This is a genomic window from Dyella jejuensis, from assembly GCF_044904675.1.
Taxonomy (GTDB): Bacteria; Pseudomonadota; Gammaproteobacteria; order Xanthomonadales; family Rhodanobacteraceae; genus Dyella_B; species Dyella_B jejuensis.
In genome coordinates this window covers 325,248-346,234 of record NZ_JADIKJ010000001.1, presented here as the reverse complement: position 1 = coordinate 346,234, position 20,987 = coordinate 325,248, and the positions used below count along the sequence as shown (strand labels likewise).

The following is a 20,987-nucleotide window of genomic DNA, read 5'->3' as shown; positions in this document are numbered from 1 at the left end:
GGACTGGCATAATTGACGACCTTCTCAGCGATCGATCCCTCTCATGACGCAGGCGAATGAAGCCCTGGTCCGCCGTTTGCTCGGCGACCTTATCGATCCCCACACCGGCGCGCCGCTGGTCGACGCCGTTCGCGCGGTCGGCGTGGATGGAAACAGGGTGTCGGTGGATATCCAGCTGGGTTATCCGGCCGCTGGCGCGAGCGACTTGCTGATTGCGCAGGCCCGGCAGGCGCTGGAAGCCGACCCGGCGATCGATGCGGCAGCCATATCCCTGAGCAGTCGCGTGTATGCGCACAAAGTGCAGGGCATGCTGGCGCCGCTCGGCAACGTCAAGAACATCATCGCGGTGGCGTCGGGCAAGGGCGGCGTGGGCAAATCCACCGTGTCGGTGAACTTGGCGCTGGCGCTGGCGGCCGAAGGCGCGAAGGTCGGCATCCTCGACGCCGATATCTATGGTCCCAGCCAGCCGCGCATGCTCGGCATCCACGGCAAGCCGGAGTCGCCGGACGGCAAAAGCATCACGCCCATGACGGCGCATGGGCTGCAGGCCATGTCGATCGGCTTCCTGGTCGATGAGGAAACGCCCATGATCTGGCGTGGCCCGATGGTCACGCAGGCGATGATGCAACTGCTCGGCGATACGCGCTGGGACATGCTCGATTACCTGATCGTCGACCTGCCCCCGGGCACCGGCGATATCCAGCTTACGCTGTCGCAGAAAGTGCCCGTGGCAGGTGCGGTGATCGTCACCACGCCGCAAGACATTGCGCTGCTCGATGCGCGCAAGGCGCTGAAGATGTTCGAGAAGGTCGAGGTGCCGGTACTCGGCATCGTCGAGAACATGGCCACGCACCTGTGCAGCCAGTGCGGGCACGAGGAGCATATCTTCGGCGCGGGCGGCGGCGAGCGCATGGCCGCGCAATACCAAGTGCCTTACCTGGGTTCGCTGCCGTTGGACATTCGCATCCGCGAGCAGGCCGACGGCGGCACGCCCACGGTGGTGGCGATACCGGAGTCGGACCTGGCGGCGCGTTATCGCCAAATCGCACGCAATACCGCCGGCCGGCTCGCACGCCAGCCGCGCAATAAATCGCTGGGGTTGGGCAAGGTCATCGTGCAGGGCGCGCCGCCGGCCTGAGCGCCGTGGTCCATCCCTGGGCGCAGTTCGGACAAGGCGCCCATCGCTGGCACAGAGGCCCACAGACCATGTATTTTTGCCGCTTTGCGCCCGGGCAGCCGGGCGCGGCGTGAGCACCGGAGTCCGCGTGAGTATCAAATCCGACAAATGGATCCGCCGCATGGCGGAACAGCACGGCATGATCGAACCGTTCGAGGCGGGGCAGGTCAAGCTGCGCGATGGCAATAAGCTGATTTCTTACGGCACGTCCAGCTACGGCTACGACGTGCGTTGCGCGCGCGAGTTCAAGATCTTCACCAACATCAATTCCACCATTGTCGATCCGAAGGCGTTCGATCCGACCAGCTTCGTGGATGTGCAGGCGGACGTGTGCATCATTCCGCCCAATTCGTTCGCGCTGGCGCGCACCGTGGAATATTTCCGCATCCCGCGCCAGGTGCTTACCGTGTGCCTGGGCAAGAGCACCTACGCGCGCTGCGGCATCATCGTGAACGTGACGCCGCTGGAGCCGGAATGGGAAGGTCATGTGACGCTGGAGTTCTCCAACACCACGCCGCTTCCCGCCAAGATATATGCCAACGAAGGCGTCGCGCAGATGCTGTTTTTCGAATCCGACGAGGAATGCGAAACCAGCTACAAGGACCGCGGCGGCAAGTACCAGGGCCAGCAAGGCGTGACCTTGCCGCGGACCTGAACGCAGTGTTCAGTCACCTTATCCACCCTTGCGGGGCGGCGCTACACTTCGCTGGCCCCACCGATATTCGCAGGAGATCCACATGATCCGCTTTTCCACGCTGCCGGCCCGCGGCGCCGCCGTGCTTCTGCTCGGCAGCCTGCTGGTGCTCGGTGGTTGCCATCGCAACGCTGCCAAGGACACGGTGAAATCCACCCAGATCCAGAACCAGTTCGACATGACGGTCCAGGCATACAAGAGCGGCCAGTTCCTGATCGATGGCGCCGTGCTCTCCGCGCTCGACGCCGGCAGCCACTTCGCCTATCTGAAGGACACCGGCAAGTTGCCCAAGACCGTGCTGCTGGTACCCAGCGACGACTCCAAGATCCGCAAGCAGCACCTGCAATACATGGCGCGCCTGGAGCTGGACTACGGTTTTGTCGCGTACTACGACGATGGCGGCAAGCTCGCGCGCATCAACCCAATCGAAACCAAGGCCCGCGCATTGGAGGACTACCACGCTCCCACCGCGGCACCGAGCAGCGACACCAACAAGGATGCCAGCGGCCATTCCTACGGCGGTGGCGATGATGCCGGTGGCTCGGGTAGTCCGGGCCACTGAGCCGGCACGTAACGTAAAAAACGCCCGCACTCATGCGGGCGTTTTTTTACGAATTGCCATTCCTGCGCAAGGCGGAGGAAGGGCGCAACGTTCAACCGGCCAGGGCAGCCAACCGATCGCGCAGCAGGGCGATACGTGCCCGTCGTTCCAATGCTTGATAGGGCTCCGCGCGGCCATGGCCCCATACCGGTCCGGGCCAAGCCGCATCGCCCTCTACCCGTGCGATCACGTGCACATGCAATTGGCGCACGCTATTGCCCAGCGCGCCGATATTGAGCTTGTCGCAGGCCACGACATCGCGCATTACGGTAGCGACCAGGCGGATTTCTTGCCACAAGACCAGTTGCGCCTCATCGGGCAGATCGAGTATTTCCACCAGGCCGGCGCGACGCGGTACCAGGATCAACCAAGTAAACCGTGCATCATCCATCAACAGCACATCGCACAGTGCTAGCGACGTAACCGGATGCGTGTCCGCCTGCAAGCGCGGATCGAGTGCGAATTCGGCCGCCCTCATGCGCCCGCCAGATGATCGAAGAAAGCCAGCGTGCGTTTGAGGGCCAGCTCCGCGCTTTCCCGGTGATAGTGGCTGGGATCGATATCCCGATTGAAGGCATGGCCTGCGCCCGCGTAGGTATAGACGTCCATGTCCGGCAGCATCTGGCGATGCTTGGCGACCATGTCGGCAGAAATGGAAGGGTCTTTCTCGCCGAAATGGAACATCACCGGTGCCTTGAGCGTTTCACCGAGGAACGGCACGTTGCGAGCGCCGTAATAGCTTACCGAAGGCAGCCCCAGGCGGATCGCGGACAGGAACGCCACGGTACCGCCCCAGCAATAACCGACGGTCCCGATCTTGCCGGCGGAAGCGATGGCATCCGCAGCACTGGCTACATCTTCCACCGCGCGGTCGAGCCCTACCTCGCCCACCAGTTGCTTGCCGCGCTGCATGCCTTGCTCGGAGTAATCCAGCTCCACGCCGGTTTCCAGATGATCGAAGAAAGCCGGCGCGATAGCCGTGTAGCCCATCGCGGCGAAACGGTCCACCACGTTGCGGATATGCTCGTTGACGCCGAAGATCTCCTGGATCACCACCAACCCGCCCTTGGGTTTGCCTTCCGCCTCGGCCACGTAGGCGCCGATGCATTGAGTGCCGTTGGTCGGGAGATTGATGTGCTTGCCCATGATGCGGTTCCTTCTGGTTGTGCGGGGATTTTAGGGGACGATTAGGGAGGGTGAAGCGGCGCGGCCAGCATGCAGTGCGCTGTGTGCGAACGACGCGATAAAAACGTGTAAGGGGTGAGTGCCCGCGCTATTTCCTGGATCCCGCTATAATTCTCGGTTTATCGCTTATTGAGCGGTCCGACAGGCCAGGTCCCAGGCTACCCCCAGCCTCGGCCGCCCTAAGTGCACTGGATATATATATCTATCTTGCGAGCTGGCATCTAGGCCGCATGGGGCGTGTAACTGTCGTCCCGTGGTCAAAAGTGTTCGCTATTCCTGTCCTTTATTCGTGCGGGCTTTTCGCAACGAGTAATGTTGGTCTGTATGCCTTTCGGCACTCCATCAAAGCCGTTTCGACCGCTATGTATTTGCTTTTAGTTGGCCCGAACGGCCACGGGGGATGACATGGATTATCCGGTTCGCGCGTCACGAGCTGCGCTGGCAGCTGTCTTGTTGCTTGGCCTAGCTCCCTTGGCTACCGCTTCGGGAACATCGCCGTTCACCGCTTCTGCCGATCAAATCATGTCTCGCTTTACAGCACAGGATGGTCCAGGGGTTTCCGTGGTGGTCTCCAAGGACGGTAAGGTGATTTACCGGGCTTCGCGCGGAATGGCCAGCATAGAGCTTCACGTGCCATCGGTGAATGATGATGTCTATCGCATAGGCTCGATCACCAAGACCGTGACGGCAGCGACCATCCTGTTGCTGAGCCAACAGGGAAAGCTATCTCTTGACGACCATTTGTCCAAATTCCTGCCGGAATTTCCTCACGCTTCAGACATCACCCTTGCCGAATTGTTGAGCCATACCGCTGGCGTAAGTGACAACTGGAATGCAGATCCAACGTTAAGGTTGGACACCAAGACGCTTGTCGGTTTGATTGCGAAGCAACCATTGGACTTCAAGCCCGGAAGTAAGTGGCTTTACAGCAATTCGGGATATGTGCTGCTGGGTGCCGTCATTGAAAAGGTAACGGGCCATCGCTGGGACGAGGTAGAACGTGAGTTGGTACTGGCTCCCTTTGGCATGGACCATTCGGGCTATTACCCGGACGATGTTGTCGTCAATCAATTGGTGCAGGGCTACAGTGTTAACGAGCAAGGTACCGTGGCTCGGCCGCCTTTTGTGTCTATCAGCGGTCCCATGACTGCGGGGGCGCTCTCTTCGACGGCTGACGACATACGCCGTTTGGCAATAGGCCTCAACACCAGCAACGTGTTTCCGCCATCGCTGCTCAAAGAAATGACGACGCCCACCAGACTTCCGGAGGGAAGCATCGTTCCTTATGGCTATGGCGTGATGCTATATACCGTGCGAGGCGAGCAGGCCTTCGAACACAACGGCGGTATTGAGGGTTTCTCATCGCAATATGTCTACGTGCCTGGCGAGAAAGTGACCGTTGCGGTACTCGCCAACTCAGATTCCGGAAAACCAAATACACACGCCATTGCTCTTCAGTTGGCCGCGCTGGCCATCGGGAAGCCTTACCAGCATTTTGTCGATGTGACTTTGACCAAACGTGACGAAGATGCTCTTTTGGGAACGTATGAAATCCAAGGAGATTCCAAGCACGTCATAACATCAGAGGGCGGTCAGCTCTATATCCAGCGAAGCCCCGGTCCCAAACGTCCATTGACCCCAGCCAGTGGCGATCTTCTCTATTATGCCGGCGACGGCACGGACTATTTTCATGTCGTAAGGTCGCCGGATGGTCATGTTACGGCACTCGAATTTTATCCAGATGGCGTGGCTCCTTCGCGGCTGGAAAAGCAAGTGACCCCCCGATGATCGGCGAACAAGCAAGTTAGAGTCGCTAAATCGGAAACGCGTTGGGCAAGGCTCAGTGATGTTTCGGCGTGTATGCCCACACACGGGAAGTTTCGGCGCCATCCGCAACTAAAAGCGGACGCCGCCACCGCGCGGCAGCCATTTGCGCCAATCAATCGGTTACGAACTGGGTGATCAACGATGAGGCGAACGCTTAGCGGCCTACTTTCGTCGACTGTCCGGGTGGGTGTCCGCAGGAGTGTCCGCGGACGCTGCAACACGCGATAGTGTTTCACCGTAACTCCATGATTCCGATGGCCACTCGTCTCAATCAAGAGATGGCATATTGTTTGCTCATTCACTCCCCTGACTGTTTCTGACGTGGCCGTATCCGTCCGCCGCGCAAAGACGTGCGTCGCCACTGTGATTCTGGAGAATGATGAGGATGAATAAATGAAGTGGAGCCTCGCCTTTTGCCTGTTGGCTGTATCGACCGCTGTCGGAGCCGTTGTCATCAGGGCAGACGTTGATGATGCCAAATATCGAGTCCCGGCTTCGGCATTTCCCGCACTGGTAGATATGCCTGGAGAGGGGCAGGGTGTCTTAATTGCGCCTCAGTGGGTCGTAACTGCAGCACACGCAGCGCCAATGCAAATGCAAGGCATGGAAGACGAAGTATCTATCGGCGGTGTGGCGCGCAAGGTCAAACGTGTCGTCACATATCCCGGCTACAAGAAACTGCCCGACCAACTGATCACGGAGGCATTGGCGTCCGGCGACCTATCCAAGATGTCTGCATTTCTCGCATCGTCTAACGATATCGCGCTGATTGAACTTGCGTCGCCAGTGAAGGATGTAACTCCTGTTTCTCTTTATCGCGGGAACAAAGAACTGGGGATGACCGTAGAGCTTTTGGGCAAGGGCGCCACGGGCAATGGCACCAAAGGCCAGGACCCCCACAGCGCGCACCGCACCGTTTTGCGCCGTGCCTTCAATGTGATAGTGGGTGACGACGCACGCTATGTCTGGTATCGATTTGACCCGCCACCGTCCGCCCTGCCTCTTGAAGGCATCACGGGGAGCGGTGACAGCGGCGGCCCCTTGCTCGTCGGGGACGGGAGTTCAAGGCAACTCGTCGGCCTGGCCTCTTGGGGCAAATACCCAACGGGCCATCCCTTTTGGAGAAAATGGGCACCGGGTCGCCCGTTCGTCGAGGGCCTCTACGGCGAAATCGTGTATGCCGTTCGCGTCTCAAGCTACATCCAATGGATAGAAGGCGTGATATCTGCACCCGCGAATACCCGTACTCAGCTTCAGTCGGCGGAGGCTAACAACTCAATCCAGCGCACACGCTAAGCGCGCCGCTGATTTTGGGCGTTTGGCAATCGGCCTTCGAGAAAGCTGATCGTCGCGACTAGCCGGAATGGGGCGGTTTCTGTCGGTCGATGCGAGCCTTCGACTGACCATACCGGTCGGCGGCCTGGTCACCTAAGGTTGAGTATTGTGCACGGACGCGGCTTGGTGTCCGCTTTCGACCCGAAGCCGGCAACAGGGTAAAATTCCGGCTTAGTGAATTAGGGCGCTCTCGTCCCTGTGAAATTCGGTGAGCTAGTGAAAAAGCATTTAATATCAAAGACCAATATTGCGCCCGCGCCCAAAATCGGGCTGGTCAGCCTCGGCTGCCCCTGGGATACTGGATATATACCGGTTGCCTCGTAGTGCAGACGTTTTGACGTAAGGTCTGACGTCAAAATCGATCCTCAGTGTGTCTATGAAGTATCCAATCGCCATTGAGTGCGGCGACGAAGCGACTGCGTGGGGTGCGGTTGTTCCCGATCTTCCCGGCTGCTTCTCTGCCGGTGATTCGTTGGACGAGGCGTATGCAAACGCTGAAAAGGCGGTTGCGTTTTGGATTGGAGAGGCACTCGATCGCGGAGAGCCTGTACCTACGCCCAAGAGCCTAGACGAGCACTTCAACGGCAAGAGATTCGAAAGATGGCTTTGGGCGATCATTTCAGTGGAGGACGTCTAAGCCTCTAAGCGCCTCCGATGATGGCGATCGATGCACCTTGAGGAGCCCAAACCGGATCAGCGGGTTGGGGGCGCATCGTCGTTGGCGGCCCGTACCTGGCGCCAGGCGGGTTTCTTACCGGCCTCCTTAACCTGCACGATTTGACCGGTGTCTCTGAGTCGGTAGAACACGGACTTCATAGTGTTTTCAGAGGATATGCCGGTGATCTCGCGTCCAATGCCGTTGGTGATGAGGTCGTTCTTCGAGAGGTACTCCATAACCATCTGTTCGGGCGAGCCTAAAGATTCGTGACGTAGAGTCACTGTTACAGATGTATCTGTCTCGACGATTATCGGCTTTTTCAAGCGCAGCTTATTCATTGCATCGAAAGCGGTATTTAGACCTTCGCCGACGTCCTTATTGGGTGGATTTTCGAACTTATTAATCAAACGCACTAGCTTCGGGTTGCGAGCGAACTGCGTCTGAATAATGTTGCCCAGGGTAACGTGCCCTGGAAGTCGGCCAGGGCTTTCGATTTCGACACGATTGTCGAAGATTCGCACCTGTACGTCGGCAGCGGCGTTATAGTCCCTATGCAAGACAGCGTTTGTGAGGATCTCATGCAAGGCCTCATGAGGATATTGGATCCGCTCCATCCCGTTGGGGCCCAGCTTCTCGATGCTTTCGATGATCTCTTTGACCTTTTCGACGCAATCGTAGATCAGACTGTAAATCGGCCCCTCAATAGTGATCGGATCGAATGCTAGGAAATCTCGCTCGGCGTCAGTCTTGGTTTGATACCGAAGCACCTTGACCGCGCTTCGTTTGGCGAGCGTAGCTTGCGGTAGATCGGAGAACAGTAGAACGCCAGCCACCGTTGCACGATTATCGATAATGACCTGTTGCTTTTTTAGCCACTCATCTGGCTCGCCGGTAGGAACGATACTGAGCATGAAATCAATCACGGTGGCCGAATTGGTAATGTCGGCCGTATCAATGTTCAGCAATTCGTCCTCGTACGACTTGACTCCTTTGTCGTAGCGTAGGCGCTCCAAAGCGTCATCTGAGACAGTCAGGCTCTGTGCACTTCGCCGAATGAAAGCCTTCTTTTCAGTTGAGAAGACGATTTCTCTGCTCTTGAATATCGTCAGATGCAAGACCAGGCCGGTGAGATCCTCGGCTGTCAAGAATTCAGCGCGCACCATGCCCGCGAGAGCACCATTTTCCGCTATGACCTGGAATATCGGGTTGGCAGCCTCTTGGTCGGCAAAGCCATCCCAAGTACGGCGCTTGCCATCTAGGTTGTCCTCTTCCTGGATGCCCACGTAGATCTCGCCGCCACTGGTATTGGCGAACGCGGAAATCGTTCGGCTGAGCTTGGCCGGCGCTATTGCCGCAGCTTTGAGATCCACAAAATGAGACTCCTGGAGGCTCAGGAGCGCCTTAACCTCATCCTCGGTCACTTGCTTTACTTCGACTTCCATGCTGCCTCGCTGTTGGTCCGTTCGTGGCGTCCAAGGGACACGGTGAGCTTTCTTGCGCGTAGGGCTGATCTTAGCTGAGTACCATAGGCCAACAGCATGCCCTCAAAGAGGAGAGGAAGCGGTGTCCAACAAACTCCTCCCCTTCGACATTGCCGACTACCTCGACAGCAAAGGGGCGATCGCCGAATACCTCTCCCAGGTCTGTGCGGATGGTGGCGCGGATGAACTCCGTCGCGCTTTGGACCATATTGCCGAAGCCAAGCGCCGAAGGGCGGTTGAAGGGTAAAATATTGGTTTTGTCAGCTAGGGCACTATCCTGGCAATCTCGGTGAACTAGTGAAAAAATCTTTAGAAACAAAGATTAACGTTGGCCCGGCCCCCAGGGTAGGCATGATATCCCTCGGCTGCCCCAAGGCGCTGGTCGATTCCGAGCGCATCCTCACCCAGCTCAAGGTGGAGGGTTACGAGATCGTGCCCAGCTACGACGCGGCGGATGCGGTGGTGGTCAATACCTGCGGCTTTATCGATGCGGCGGTGCAGGAATCGCTGGATGCGATCGGCGAGGCACTGCACGAGAACGGCAAGGTGATCGTAACCGGATGCCTGGGCAAGCGTTCGGAACTGATCCGCGAAGCGTATCCGGACGTGCTCGCCATTACCGGTCCGCAGGATTACGCCAGTGTGATGAATGCGGTGCATGCGGCGCTCCCGCCCAGGCGCAATCCGCTGCTGGATATCGTTCCACTTGGCCGTCTAGACGCCCAGACCGATGGCTCGGTCGGCGTCAAGCTGACGCCGAAGCACTACGCATACCTGAAAATTTCCGAAGGCTGCAATCATCGTTGCAGTTTTTGCATCATTCCCTCCATGCGCGGCGACCTGGTGTCGCGCCCGGTGGACGAGGTGTTGCTCGAAGCCGAGCGCCTGGTCAAGGGCGGCGTGAAAGAGCTGCTGGTCATTTCGCAGGACACCAGCGCTTATGGCGTGGACATGAAATATGCCGAACGCCGCTGGCGCGACAACAGCTACCGCACGCGCATGACCGAGTTGTGCGAAGGCCTGTCCGAACTCGGCGTGTGGACGCGCCTGCACTATGTCTATCCATACCCGCATGTCGATGAAATCATGCCGCTGATGGCGCAGGGCAAGCTCCTTCCGTATCTGGATATTCCGTTCCAGCACGCCAGTCCGCGCATCCTCAAATTGATGAAGCGTCCCGGCAACATCGACAAGACGCTGGAGCGCATCCAGAACTGGCGCAAGCAGGTGCCGGAGATTACTTTGCGCAGCACCTTCATCGTCGGCTTCCCTGGCGAGACGGATGCGGAGTTCGAGGAATTGCTCGATTTCCTGCGCGAGGCCGAACTCGATCGCGTTGGCGCCTTTACCTATTCCCCGGTGGAAGGCGCGAAGGCGAACGAGTTGCCGAATCCGGTTTCCGAGGAACTGAAGGAAGATCGCCTGGAGCAGTTCATGGCGGTGCAGGCAGAGATTTCCGCGGCAAAACTGCAACGCAAGGTTGGCCGTACCATCAAGGTGCTGGTCGACGAGGCGGGTGCCGAGGGCGCGCTTGCCCGCTCGGCGGCGGATGCGCCGGAAATCGATGGTGTCGTGCGCATTGGCAACGGGCAGGGGTTGAAGCCCGGGCAATTTGTCGAGGTGCTGATCGAGGCGGCGGACGAGCATGACTTGCACGCTCGCCTGATGAACTGACCGGCACGCGGCCATGCGTTACCTGGCGCCGGCGCGGAACGCGATCGATCCATCGGTTTTTTCGTTTGCGCCGCTGAATCAATGGCATGACTATGCCGGCTGGATGCAGGGGTCGCAGTGGCCGTCGATCGACGAACTCAATGCTTGTTGGCCGTGCGACGCGGACGAGCGCTTTGTCGCACAGACGCGCGACTTGCTGGACGATGGCCTGCATTACGAAGAACGCATCGCCAACCATGCGTTGATCGCCACGCGGCAAGCCAACTGGCACGATCTGTTCAACGCGATGATCTGGTTGCGTTATCCGCGATTGAAGCGGGCGCTCAATCGGCAGCAGGCGGCCGACGTGGTGCGCTTCGGCCGGCACGAACGATCACGCGCGCAGTATGCGCAAACGCATTTCGACGAGGCGGGCGTGATCGTCACCTTGCGCGATCCGGCCTTGCTGGCGGCGTGGGATGCGCATGACTGGCATGGCTTGTTCTGGCGGCAGCGCGATGCGTGGCGGGATGACCGTATCGAGGTGGAAGTATTCGGCCACGCCCTGCTGGAACATGCGCTCACCCCGGGCAAGCTGCTGGTGGGCAAGGCGCTCGTCGTATTGGCGGAGGAGCCTATGCGGCCATCCGACGCCATGGCCTGTTGCGCGGATGCGATTGCCGCCGGAGCAGTGTTGCGCGATCCCCTGGAGCTGCGCCCGCTGCCGTTATCGGGCATTCCGGGCTGGCATGCGGAAAACGAAAGCGAAGCCTTTCATCACGCCGCCGCGTGCTATCAGCCTTTGCGTGCTGGGCGCTGTTATCTGCCACCCTTGCGCAGGGATGGCGGCTAGAAGCGCTGCCATCTCAGCTGGACGGATACTCCACGCCGATCACGGCAAAGCGCATGCGGCCGCCCGGCAATTCAGCCTCGAATTCATCGTCCAGCTTTTTCTTCATGACCGCGCGCGCCACGGGCGAATCGATACTGATCCAGCCGCGCTTGGCATCCGTTTCGTCCGGGCCGACTATCCGGTAGCGCAGGGTATCGCCGCTGTCGATGTTTTCCAGTTCAATCGTCGCGCCGAAAAATACGGTTGTGCGATCGGCTGGTGCGCCTTCCGCTACCTGCAACGAAGGAATGCGTTTGCTGAGATAGCGCACACGACGATCGATCTCGCCCAGCTGTTTCTTGCGATAGGTGTATTCGGCGTTTTCCGAGCGGTCGCCTTCGGCGGCGGCGGCGGCGAGCGCTTTCACCACTTCCGGACGCAGCGTGTGCCAGAGATGATCGAGTTCGCTCTTTAGCTTCTCGAAACCTTCGCGCGTGATGATCGCGGTGGAGCGCGGAGCAGGAGGGCGCCAGCGGGTCATGTCGACACGGTACTCATCGCTTGCCTCCGAAAATGCCGCCGGCCACGCCGCGAAGTATCTGCCATCGGAGCTGGCTGCCCGTGGTCCGCACCATCTGCTTGCAGGTCGAGCACCACCTCGGCATGCGCGTTTCGTCCGATCAGAATATCTGGCATGGCTGGTCCTTCGCTGAGAATTGCGATTGTAGCGATCTGTGCACGTTGCATCGAAGAAGCCGTTTGAGTCTGCGCGCGCCGCCCGCTATGGTTGCGTCATCTTTGCTGGTACCGCCGACATGCCCGTCCGAAACGCCGTTCGCTTTTTTCGTCTTGTTCCATGGATCGCGGCACTGATGCAGTTGACAGCCTGCGCTTCGGGCGGGGGAGCCACCAAGCCGCCGTCAGCGTCGGTGAACGCGCTTTATGGCCAGCTCGATCAGGCAAGCCAGGCTTACGAAACCGCGTTGCAGCAGACCCGCGCCGGCGATACGCAGGGGGCGCAGAAGACGCTGGACGCCTCGCTGGACCAGCTCAAGGAAGCGGCCGCGCATTGCGGCAACACGCCCGGGTGCGATCCGCAGCGCTTTTTTTCCGTGTTCGATCACTTGTTGCGCCTGAAGGATGGCAGCTTTATCGGTGACCAGACCCCGGGCGATGACACCGGTGAAGCGGAGGCCACGTCACCGGCGGGCCAGCCTGGCGCGGCCAGCCTGCCGCAGGCGCAGCGCAGCGTAACGCTGTTGCGCGGGCACCAGTTGTCCGAGCTGATCGCCATGAACGGCCCGGTGAAGGCGGCCCTGGAGATGTGGCTGACGCAGTGGCGCGGCAACTTGATGGACGCCTACGTGAATTACCAGTACCTGCGCCAGGAAATGTGGCCGCAATACCAGGAGCAGGGGCTGCCGGAAGCCTTGCTGTTCGGCATCCTGGCCAAGGAATCGGGCGGCAAGGTGCATGCGGTATCGCGTTCCGGCGCGGCCGGCCCGCTGCAGTTCATGTATGCCACCGGGTTGCGGTTCGGATTGGGCGATCAGGAGGGTTTCGACACGCGCTTCGATCCGGCCGAGTCGGCGCGCGCGAATGCCGCCTACATGGACGAGCAGCTGAAGGTCTTCAACGATAATCTCGAGCTTACCCTGGCCGCCTACAATGGCGGCGAAGGCCGCATGCGCCGGCTGGTCGGCGACGATACCTCGGTGAGTTTCTACGATCCGCGCATCTATGGCCAGGTCTCGCAGGAAACGCGCGACTACGTGCCGTCGGTACTGGCCGCGGCATGGCTGTTCCTGCATCCGGACAGTTACAACCTGCGTTTCCCGCGCGTGGATGGTCTTACCGGCAGCGTCACGTTGCAACGCGCCGCCTCGCTCTCGGAGCTGACCGTCTGCCTGGGCTCGGCCAATGATATGCCCGATGGCTGGTTCCGCACCTTGCGCAACCTCAATCCACGGCTCGACCCGCAGCAGGAGCAACCGATCGGCGCGGTCTTGCAGGTGCCCAAGGCGCTGGAAAATGTCTACGCAGTGCGCTGCGTGAACGGGCCATGGCCGATCCTCGCCAGCGATCTGCATAACGCGGTAGTGCCGGTATTCCCTGACCCGCCGCCGGCTTCGGCGCCGGATCCGGTGGTCCGCTACACGGTGCGCCACGGCGATACCCTCAACGGCATCGTGCGCAAGCGGAGCGGTTGTTCAAGCGAGAGCGAGGTCGCGCGCATGAACAATCTCAAGTTCAACCATGTGAAGGTCGGGCAGGTCTTGAAGTTGCCGAGCTGCCGATGAAATTGCCAGGGGATCAATCAGGAAGCGCGCCGTAAGCGGCGCGACCTGGCTTCAGCACTGATTTGCCGCGGTTACGCTGCCGCGCCTGATCGCATCCACTGTGCCGTGGCGTCCACGTGTTCATTGCCGGCGTCACGCAGCTCGCGCAAGACACGCAGCAGCTGGCGGTGTTGCGGCTGCATGCGGGCGTGCGGGGAATCCTTGGTTTCGTGATAGGCCACGGCCAGCCATAGCGCAATGCCGCGCAGCGCGACTTCCGGGTTGTCGGACTGCGCGCGCGCGAAACCGATATCGGTGCCCTGGCCCCAAGGCACATAGCGCTGCTCGGGGGCCGTGCCGTAAAGATGCGGAAATTCGCAGCGCGAAGCCTGTCCGATCTCGCGCAGCGCCATCACGCCCAGGCGCGAGCGAATGCGTGCCGGCAGCGAACCGATGCTGCGCTCGATCTGCTTGAATTGACGCTGCAACTGCCGGGCACGGTTCATCGCGATAAGGCGAGTGATGATCTGCATGGGATCCCTCGTTGGACAGATGCCGCATGGCACGCGGATTGGCTGGGAAGGATAACCATCGACGCAAACGCCGTGCGCCGAAAACGTCACAAAATGACGACGTGTGTCAGATTTTGGCGCACCAGGCCTGTCGGCGGCGGCGATGCGACGCCTCAGGCGTGACGCAGTTCGCCTATTCGTTCGCCGACCTTGATTGCCTGCTGCGTGGTCAGGGTGTCCAGCTCGGCCGCTCCTTCGGGCAGCAGCAGGATGACGGTGGAACCCATATTGAAGCGCGCCATCTCGCTGAAGCGCTCCAGCGGGAAATGCTGTCCGGCGAACGATTTGCGGCGGATCGAAGCGGCATAAGGAGGAATCACCAGGCCATCCCACACGGTGGCGACGGACGACACCAGGATCGCGCCGACCATGACCACCGCGAACGGACCCTGCGCGCCTTCGAAATGGCAGACCAGGCGTTCGTTGCGAGCGAACAGGCGCGGTATCGCCTCGACCGCAAACGGAGCGACGCTGAAGATCCGGCCCGGGATATGCACAGTCTCTTTCAGCTCGCCGCGCAGGGGCATATGGACGCGATGGTAGTCACGCGGCGACAGGTAGATGGTGACGAATCGGCCATGCCGGTAAGGCTTGGCGGCGGCGTCATCACCTAGCAATTCGGCGGCGGTGTAGTCCTGGCCCTTGGCCTGGAAAATGCGGCCGTCGACGATCGGGCCCGCCTGGCTGATGCGTCCATCGGCCGGCGAGAGCAAGGTGTCGGGCGCCGCATCCGCCCGGCGGGCATCGGGTCGCAGCTTGCGCGTGAAGAAGGCATTGAAGTGAGGGTAGGCGAGTGGGTCCGGTTGAGCCGCTTCTGCCATGTTGACGTGGTAGCGGCGCACGATCTGGGTGATCAGGAAATTCTTCCAGGGCGCGAACGTCCAGCGCGTGGCCCAGTAAACCACGCGCGAAAGCGCCCGGTGCGGAAGGATGTATTGCAGGAATACTCGGAAAGTCATCCAGCCAGTATAGGGAAATCGAAGCGGTTCCAGACGAGGCGGCGACGCTTCGGGAGGTTGCGATGCCACGGCGAATGACGCCAGCCGCCGCGCTGGCCGCGCGCGAGCAGGCCGGCAAGACCTTGGCCGGCATGGTCGGGCACGGCTCGCCCGAAGTGGAAATCTTCCAACTGGCCGGGACCGGCATGCAGGCGCCGCATCGTCGCGAGCGATGCGTGGTTAGCTCCGGCAAGGGCCATGTCGTTTGCAGCGATGCGCGACAAACGTTCGGACCCGGCGACGTGCCGTTCGCGCCACCCTGCTGCGGGGATTCCAGCAGGATTTTCTGCGCCTGGACGATGTCCTGCGGACCGAGCGGGAGCCGGACGCGCTGATGCCATGGATCCGCATGAGTCCGCCGCCGAGCAGTCGCTATACTTCACAGCCCCCAAGCCGGACCGTGCCTACGTGACTGACGAACTCGCCTCGATCATCGACTTTATCCGCTACGGCGCCAGCCGCTTTTCCGCGGCAGGGCTGACCTTCGGACACAGCCACGACAACCCGATCGACGAAGCCACGCATCTGGTGCTGGCCAGTCTGCACCTGCCGCCGGATATCCCGCCCGCCTACGGCGCGGGCAAGCTCACCGCCGAAGAGCGCGTGCGCGTACTCAACCTGATCGAGCGCCGTATCAACGAGCGCCTGCCGGTGGCCTACCTGGTGGGCGAAACCTGGTTTGCCGGCATGAAATTCAAGAGCGATCGTCGCGCCCTGGTGCCGCGCTCGCCGATCGCCGAGCTGATCGAGTCCGGGTTCACGCCGTGGCTGGACGGGCGGCATGTGGAACGTGCGCTGGACCTGTGCACCGGTTCGGGCTGCATCGGCATTGCCATGGCCGAATACCATCCGCACTGGCAGGTGGATATTGTCGATATCAGTGACGACGCCCTGTCGCTGGCGCGCGAGAACGTGGCGTTCCAGCACGTGGGCGACCGGGTGGAACCGATCCGCTCCGATCTCTTCGCGGCACTGCAGGGACGCAAGTACGACTTGATCGTGTCCAATCCTCCCTACGTCACCGAAGACGAATACGCGGCGCTGCCGGGCGAATACAGCCATGAGCCGAAACTCGGACTCACCTCGGGCGACGACGGGCTGGATATCTGCCTGCGCATTCTCGACGAAGCGGCTGATCACTTGAGCGACGACGGCCTGCTGATCGTCGAGATCGGCGAAAGTGAGCACGCGCTCAACGCCTTGTTGCCGGAAGTGCCGTTTGTGTGGATCGAGTTCAAGGTCGGACCGATGGGTGTGTTCGCGCTGGAGCGGCGCGAGCTGGTCGAACATGCCGCCGCGATCCGTGCCGCCGCGGCGGCGCGCGCCTGAAGCATCCGGAGACCGCCGGCGCAACCGTGCATGGACCTGGAGCTCATCACCGCACGGCTGCGCCTGGACCCGTTGCGCGAAAGCGATGCGGACGCGCTGTATGCCTATCGATCCGACCCGGCGGTTGCGTTGTATCAGGGCTGGAAGCCATCGACACGCGGCGAAGCGCTGGATTTCATTCGCGCGCAGCAGCACAGCACGCCGGACCGGCGCGATAGCTGGCTGCAGCGCGCGATCCGTCTTGCCGATGCGACCTTGATCGGTGATCTCGGCCTGCATATCCCGGCTGGTGCTGACGGTTCGTATGCATTCGGCATCACCATCGCGCCCGTGTACCAGGGCATGGGCTATGCCCGCGAAGCACTGCGGGCGCTGTTCGATATGGTATTCGGCGAACTGCGCGCCCATCGGCTCCATGCGTCGATCGATCAGCGCAATGCACCATGCGCAGCCTTGCTGCGGTCGCTCGGCATGCGCCAGGAAGCACATTTTCGGGAAAGCCTGAAACTGCGCGGCGAATGGGTCGATGACGTGATCTTCGCCATGCTGGCACGGGAGTGGGCGCACGCCCGGGCAGAGCGCTGACGGCGACAGTCAGCAGGCAGCAGGGCGCGAGCGGCGTCGGCGTGGCAAGATGCCGGATCATCCGGATCGCGATCCGGCCCATTGTTCTCCGCCTCTCTGGTTTTTTCCGTGTCCAGTAACGCCACCGGCAAGCTTTTTACCGTCACCACCTTCGGCGAAAGCCACGGACCGGCCATCGGCTGCGTGATCGATGGATGCCCGCCGGGCTTGTCGATCGAGCCCGAAGCCTTCCGTGCCGATCTGGAGCGCCGCGCCACCGGCCGCAGTCGCCATACCTCGCAGCGCCGCGAGTCGGACGAGGTGGAGATGCTTTCCGGCGTCTATCAGGGGCGCACCACTGGCACGCCGATCGCGCTGCTGATCCGCAATACCGATCAGCGCAGCAAGGATTACAACGATATCGCCGGCAGCTTCCGTCCGGGCCACGCCGATTACACCTATTGGCAGAAATACGGTATTCGCGATCCGCGCGGCGGCGGCCGTTCCTCGGCGCGCGAGACCACCATGCGAGTGGCTGCGGCGGTGATCGCCAAGAAGTGGCTGGCCGAGCGCCATGGCGTGCGCGTGCGCGGTTACCTGGCCCAGCTCGGCGAGCTGGTGCCGGATGCATTCGATTGGGATGCCGTCGAGCAGAACCCGTTCTTCTGGCCTTGCGTCGCGCAGGTGCCCGCGCTGGAGCAGTACATGGACGCGCTGCGCAAGTCCGGCGACTCGGTCGGCGCGCGCGTCAACGTCGAGGCCGAGGGCGTGCCGCCCGGCTGGGGCGAGCCGATCTACGGCAAGCTCGATAGCGACCTGGCGGCCGCGCTGATGTCGATCAACGCGGTGAAGGGCGTGGAAATCGGCGACGGCTTTGCGGCCGTCGCCCAGCGCGGCAGCCAGCACCGCGATGAAATGCATATGGACGGCTTTACGTCCAATCATGCCGGTGGCATCCTGGGGGGCATCAGTACGGGGCAGGTCGTGCATGCCTCGATGGCGCTCAAGCCCACCTCGAGCATTCTGGTTCCCGGCCGCAGCATGAATCTGGCGGGCGAGCCGGTCGAGGTGGTCACCAAGGGACGTCACGATCCCTGCGTCGGCATCCGTGCCACACCCATCGCCGAAGCGATGATGGCGCTGGTGCTGATGGACCACGCCTTGCGTCATCGTGCGCAGTGCGGCGACGTGGGCGAGATAAAACCCCGGATCGCCTGAATGCCGGCGCGAGTCGTCATGATCGCGCTCCGTCCGAACCCTCGCTGGCCTGTGGGTTGCCGTCGCTGGAGGGCGACTCGCCAGGCTGGATGACGAACAAGCGCAGTCAATGATGAGCAAGCCACACAGCGTCTGGGTCTCGCGCCCGCTCTTTCCGGAAGTACTCGCCAGCCTGGCCGGGTACGTCAACGTGCACGCCGAGACCGGGGAGGGCAAACGCACGCCCGGCCAGTTGCGCGACAAGCTGGCCGATGTCGATGGCGCGATCATCGGCCTGGGCGATCGCATCGATGCCGAAGTGCTGGCCGGCAACCGCCGGCTGCGCGCCATCGCGAACCTCGGCGTGGGACACAACAACCTCGACCTGCCGGCGTTGACCGCCGCACGCATCCTCGCCACCAATACGCCGGATGTACTCACCCAGACCACCGCCGACTATGCGTGGGCGCTGATGTTGGCCGCGGCGCGACGGGTCGGCAGTGCCGAGCGCTGGCTGCGCGCAGGCCATTGGCATGGCGGCATGCGCTTCGACGACTGGCTTGGCGTGGATATCCATGGCAAGACCCTGGGCATCCTTGGCATGGGAAGGATCGGCCAGGCTGTCGCGCGCCGCGCCGTGGGCTTCGACATGTCGGTGATCTACCACAACCGTTCGCGCCTGCCGGCAGCGATCGAGCGCGAGTGTGGCGCCGCCTGGGTAGAGAAGTCCGAGCTGTTGCGACGCGCCGATCACCTGGTGCTGGTATTGCCTTACAGCGCGCAGAGCCATCACGCGATCGGTGCGGCCGAACTGGCGCAGATGAAAGCCACGGCCGTGCTGCTGAATATTGCCCGCGGTGGCATCGTGGACGATGCCGCGCTGGCGGAAGCCTTGCGCGAAGGGCGGCTGGCCGCGGCCGGCCTGGATGTCTTCGAAGGCGAGCCGGCGCTGCATCCCGCCCTGCGCGAACTCGAGAACGTCGTACTCAGCCCGCATATCGCCAGCGCCAGCGCCGAGACGCGCCGCGCGATGGCCCGGTTGGCGGCCGATAATCTGCTCGCCGCGCTGGGCTACGGTCCCCGTGCCGGCGATCCGCCTTCGCTGCTCAATCCCGAGGCACGGGGCGGACGTGCTGATGAAACGTGATATGTCTCACGCCAGCGAGGCTGCGTCGTGTTGTTTGCGTGCCGTGCAGGCTAGATTCCCCGGTTGGGGTATCGGCGTGATCGCGGCGACCTCCGAATCCCTGACAAGTGATCCCAGATGAGCAAGAAGAGCAGTTACAAGGTAGCGATAGTGGGCGCGACCGGCGCCGTCGGCGAGACGCTGCTGGGCATCCTGGCCCAGCGCGACTTTCCGGTCAGCGAGCTGGTCCCGTTGGCGAGCGAACGCTCGGCTGGCGACCAGGTGTCCTTCGGCGGCAAACAGATCACCGTGAAGAACCTCGCCGACTACGACTTCAGCGGGGTGGATATCGCCTTCTTCTCGGCCGGCGGTTCGGTCAGTCGCGTGCATGCGCCGCGTGCTGCGCAGGCGGGTGCGGTGGTGATCGACAATACCTCGGAGTTCCGCTACCAGGACGATATCCCGCTGGTGGTGAGCGAAGTCAATCCGCACGCTATCGCGCAATACACGCAGCGCGGCATCATCGCCAACCCGAATTGCTCCACCATGCAGATGCTGGTGGCGCTGGCGCCGATCCATCGCGCGGTGGGCATCGAGCGCATCAACGTGGCGACCTACCAATCGGTGTCCGGGGCCGGCCGTTCGGGCATGGAGGAGCTGGGCAAGCAGACCGCCGCGCTGCTCAACTTCCAGGAAGTCGAAAAGGGCAAGTTTCCCAAGCAGATCGCCTTCAACGTGATCCCGCACATCGATGACTTCCAGGCCAACGGCTACACCAAGGAAGAAATGAAGATGGTGTGGGAAACGCGCAAGATCCTGGAAGACGAATCCATCCAGGTGAACCCCACCGCGGTGCGCGTACCGGTGTTCTACGGTCATGCCGAGGCGGTGCATATCGAAACCCGCGACAAGATCAGCGCCGGGCAGGCGCGCGAACTGCTCGAAAGCGCCGCAGGCGTCGTCGTTCAGGATGAGCGCAAGGCAGGCGGCTATCCCACCCCGGTTGGCGACGCGGCGGGACAAGATCCGGTCTTCGTAGGCCGCATCCGGGAAGATATTTCGCACGACCGTGGCCTGGATTTGTGGGTCGTGGCGGACAACATCCGCAAGGGCGCGGCGCTCAACGCTGTGCAGATTGCCGAATTGCTGATCGAGGATTACCTGTAATGCAACGCCTTGCGTTGACTTTCGCGAGCTGCTGCGTGCTGGTGTCGACCACCCTCTGGGCCGGGGCGCCGCCAGCAGGCGCCGGCCAGCAATCGGCGGCCAGGCTGAGCCAGCGCGTGGCGCAGCACCAAGCGGAAATCGAGCGCTTGCAGAAGGACGTAGGCCAACAGGAGTCGGCCAGCCAGGCAGCGGCGCAGCGCCTGCAGCAACAAGATCACACCATTGCCCAATTGCGCGAGCAACTGAAGGCCGCGCAGGAGGCTGCCGGGAAACCGCCGGCCGGGCATTGACGCCCGTCAAGCGAGACAGGAA

23 protein-coding genes are annotated in these 20,987 nt (G+C 61.6%); 16 read left to right on the top strand and 7 right to left on the bottom strand.

What is annotated here, in order from left to right:
- Positions 1-43 precede the first annotated feature (43 nt).
- The 3 genes from apbC (at position 44) to ISP15_RS01415 (ending at position 2,433) form a co-directional block, all read left to right on the top strand.
- Complete coding sequence (apbC, locus tag ISP15_RS01425) at positions 44-1,138, top strand: iron-sulfur cluster carrier protein ApbC (protein WP_404544264.1); 1,095 nt, start codon at positions 44-46, stop codon at positions 1,136-1,138.
- Between the two features lie 127 nt (positions 1,139-1,265).
- Entirely contained in the window at positions 1,266-1,832 is a 567-nt protein-coding gene (gene dcd, locus ISP15_RS01420) for a dCTP deaminase (RefSeq protein WP_404544261.1), read from the top strand.
- Positions 1,833-1,914: 82 nt separating this feature from the next.
- A complete protein-coding gene (locus tag ISP15_RS01415) occupies positions 1,915-2,433 on the top strand; it encodes a hypothetical protein (protein ID WP_404544258.1) in 519 nt (172 codons plus the stop codon).
- A 91-nt stretch (positions 2,434-2,524) separates the two neighbouring features.
- On the opposite strand, the gene ISP15_RS01410 is transcribed toward ISP15_RS01415, so the two are convergent.
- Together ISP15_RS01410 and ISP15_RS01405 are read right to left on the bottom strand one after the other, a co-directional pair.
- Entirely contained in the window at positions 2,525-2,950 is a 426-nt protein-coding gene (locus ISP15_RS01410) for an HIT domain-containing protein (protein WP_404544253.1), read from the bottom strand.
- Positions 2,947-3,618 carry a dienelactone hydrolase family protein gene (locus tag ISP15_RS01405; RefSeq protein WP_404544250.1) on the bottom strand — a complete coding sequence of 224 codons (672 nt, stop codon included), beginning with the start codon at positions 3,616-3,618 and terminating at the stop codon, positions 2,947-2,949. Before ISP15_RS01405 ends, ISP15_RS01410 begins: the two co-directional genes overlap by 4 nt.
- Before the next feature lie 444 nt (positions 3,619-4,062).
- Between ISP15_RS01405 and ISP15_RS01400 the strand changes: the two genes are divergently transcribed.
- From ISP15_RS01400 to ISP15_RS01390, 3 genes are all read left to right on the top strand, one after another.
- The gene (locus ISP15_RS01400) at positions 4,063-5,445 is read left to right on the top strand and encodes a serine hydrolase domain-containing protein (RefSeq protein ID WP_404544247.1); all 1,383 of its coding nucleotides are present in this window, start codon (positions 4,063-4,065) and stop codon (positions 5,443-5,445) included.
- A gap of 432 nt (positions 5,446-5,877) precedes the next feature.
- Positions 5,878-6,780 carry a S1 family peptidase gene (locus tag ISP15_RS01395; protein ID WP_404544245.1) on the top strand — a complete coding sequence of 301 codons (903 nt, stop codon included), beginning with the start codon at positions 5,878-5,880 and terminating at the stop codon, positions 6,778-6,780.
- Between the two features lie 415 nt (positions 6,781-7,195).
- Entirely contained in the window at positions 7,196-7,456 is a 261-nt protein-coding gene (locus tag ISP15_RS01390) for a type II toxin-antitoxin system HicB family antitoxin (protein WP_404544242.1), read from the top strand.
- Positions 7,457-7,512: 56 nt separating this feature from the next.
- Here ISP15_RS01390 and ISP15_RS01385 read toward each other — a convergent pair whose 3' ends face one another.
- Entirely contained in the window at positions 7,513-8,919 is a 1,407-nt protein-coding gene (locus ISP15_RS01385) for an ATP-binding protein (RefSeq protein WP_404544240.1), read from the bottom strand.
- A gap of 121 nt (positions 8,920-9,040) precedes the next feature.
- Between ISP15_RS01385 and ISP15_RS01380 the strand changes: the two genes are divergently transcribed.
- The 3 genes from ISP15_RS01380 to ISP15_RS01370 all read left to right on the top strand — a co-directional run bounded on the left by ISP15_RS01380 (position 9,041) and on the right by ISP15_RS01370 (position 11,464).
- Positions 9,041-9,205, top strand: coding sequence for a helix-turn-helix domain-containing transcriptional regulator (locus ISP15_RS01380; protein WP_404544238.1), 165 nt, complete (start codon positions 9,041-9,043; stop codon positions 9,203-9,205).
- 104 nt (positions 9,206-9,309) lie between these two features.
- Entirely contained in the window at positions 9,310-10,632 is a 1,323-nt protein-coding gene (rimO, locus tag ISP15_RS01375; protein ID WP_404544235.1) for a 30S ribosomal protein S12 methylthiotransferase RimO, read from the top strand.
- A 13-nt stretch (positions 10,633-10,645) separates the two neighbouring features.
- Positions 10,646-11,464 (top strand): DUF3025 domain-containing protein, encoded by an 819-nt coding sequence (locus ISP15_RS01370; protein ID WP_404544233.1) that lies wholly within the window; start codon positions 10,646-10,648, stop codon positions 11,462-11,464.
- A gap of 13 nt (positions 11,465-11,477) precedes the next feature.
- Here the strand turns inward: ISP15_RS01370 and greB are convergent, their stop codons facing one another.
- Positions 11,478-11,984, bottom strand: a complete 507-nt coding sequence (gene greB / locus ISP15_RS01365) for a transcription elongation factor GreB (protein ID WP_404544230.1) — start codon at positions 11,982-11,984, stop codon at positions 11,478-11,480.
- A 274-nt stretch (positions 11,985-12,258) separates the two neighbouring features.
- Here greB and ISP15_RS01360 point away from each other — a divergent pair, with 274 nt between their 5' ends.
- Positions 12,259-13,743, top strand: coding sequence for a transglycosylase SLT domain-containing protein (locus tag ISP15_RS01360; protein WP_404544227.1), 1,485 nt, complete (start codon positions 12,259-12,261; stop codon positions 13,741-13,743).
- Between the two features lie 71 nt (positions 13,744-13,814).
- Here ISP15_RS01360 and ISP15_RS01355 read toward each other — a convergent pair whose 3' ends face one another.
- The 3 genes from ISP15_RS01355 to ISP15_RS01345 all read right to left on the bottom strand — a co-directional run bounded on the left by ISP15_RS01355 (position 13,815) and on the right by ISP15_RS01345 (position 15,492).
- Positions 13,815-14,255, bottom strand: coding sequence for a hypothetical protein (locus tag ISP15_RS01355; RefSeq protein ID WP_404544225.1), 441 nt, complete (start codon positions 14,253-14,255; stop codon positions 13,815-13,817).
- 152 nt (positions 14,256-14,407) lie between these two features.
- The gene (gene asd, locus ISP15_RS01350; protein WP_404544224.1) at positions 14,408-15,253 is read right to left on the bottom strand and encodes an archaetidylserine decarboxylase; all 846 of its coding nucleotides are present in this window, start codon (positions 15,251-15,253) and stop codon (positions 14,408-14,410) included.
- Positions 15,250-15,492, bottom strand: a complete 243-nt coding sequence (locus ISP15_RS01345) for a hypothetical protein (RefSeq protein WP_404544222.1) — start codon at positions 15,490-15,492, stop codon at positions 15,250-15,252. Before ISP15_RS01345 ends, asd begins: the two co-directional genes overlap by 4 nt.
- A 208-nt stretch (positions 15,493-15,700) precedes the next feature.
- Here ISP15_RS01345 and prmB point away from each other — a divergent pair, with 208 nt between their 5' ends.
- The 6 genes from prmB (at position 15,701) to ISP15_RS01315 (ending at position 20,965) form a co-directional block, all read left to right on the top strand.
- On the top strand, positions 15,701-16,621 hold the full coding sequence (gene prmB, locus ISP15_RS01340) for a 50S ribosomal protein L3 N(5)-glutamine methyltransferase (RefSeq protein WP_404544366.1): 921 nt from the start codon (positions 15,701-15,703) through the stop codon (positions 16,619-16,621).
- A 30-nt stretch (positions 16,622-16,651) separates the two neighbouring features.
- The gene (locus ISP15_RS01335; RefSeq protein WP_404544220.1) at positions 16,652-17,206 is read left to right on the top strand and encodes a GNAT family N-acetyltransferase; all 555 of its coding nucleotides are present in this window, start codon (positions 16,652-16,654) and stop codon (positions 17,204-17,206) included.
- Positions 17,207-17,314: 108 nt separating this feature from the next.
- Positions 17,315-18,403 (top strand): chorismate synthase, encoded by a 1,089-nt coding sequence (gene aroC / locus ISP15_RS01330; protein WP_404544218.1) that lies wholly within the window; start codon positions 17,315-17,317, stop codon positions 18,401-18,403.
- A gap of 109 nt (positions 18,404-18,512) precedes the next feature.
- The gene (locus tag ISP15_RS01325; protein WP_404544216.1) at positions 18,513-19,529 is read left to right on the top strand and encodes a 2-hydroxyacid dehydrogenase; all 1,017 of its coding nucleotides are present in this window, start codon (positions 18,513-18,515) and stop codon (positions 19,527-19,529) included.
- Between the two features lie 117 nt (positions 19,530-19,646).
- Complete coding sequence (locus ISP15_RS01320; RefSeq protein WP_404544214.1) at positions 19,647-20,675, top strand: aspartate-semialdehyde dehydrogenase; 1,029 nt, start codon at positions 19,647-19,649, stop codon at positions 20,673-20,675.
- A complete protein-coding gene (locus ISP15_RS01315; protein ID WP_404544212.1) occupies positions 20,675-20,965 on the top strand; it encodes a hypothetical protein in 291 nt (96 codons plus the stop codon). The genes ISP15_RS01320 and ISP15_RS01315 overlap by 1 nt, the downstream gene beginning before the upstream one ends.
- Positions 20,966-20,987: the final 22 nt, after the last annotated feature.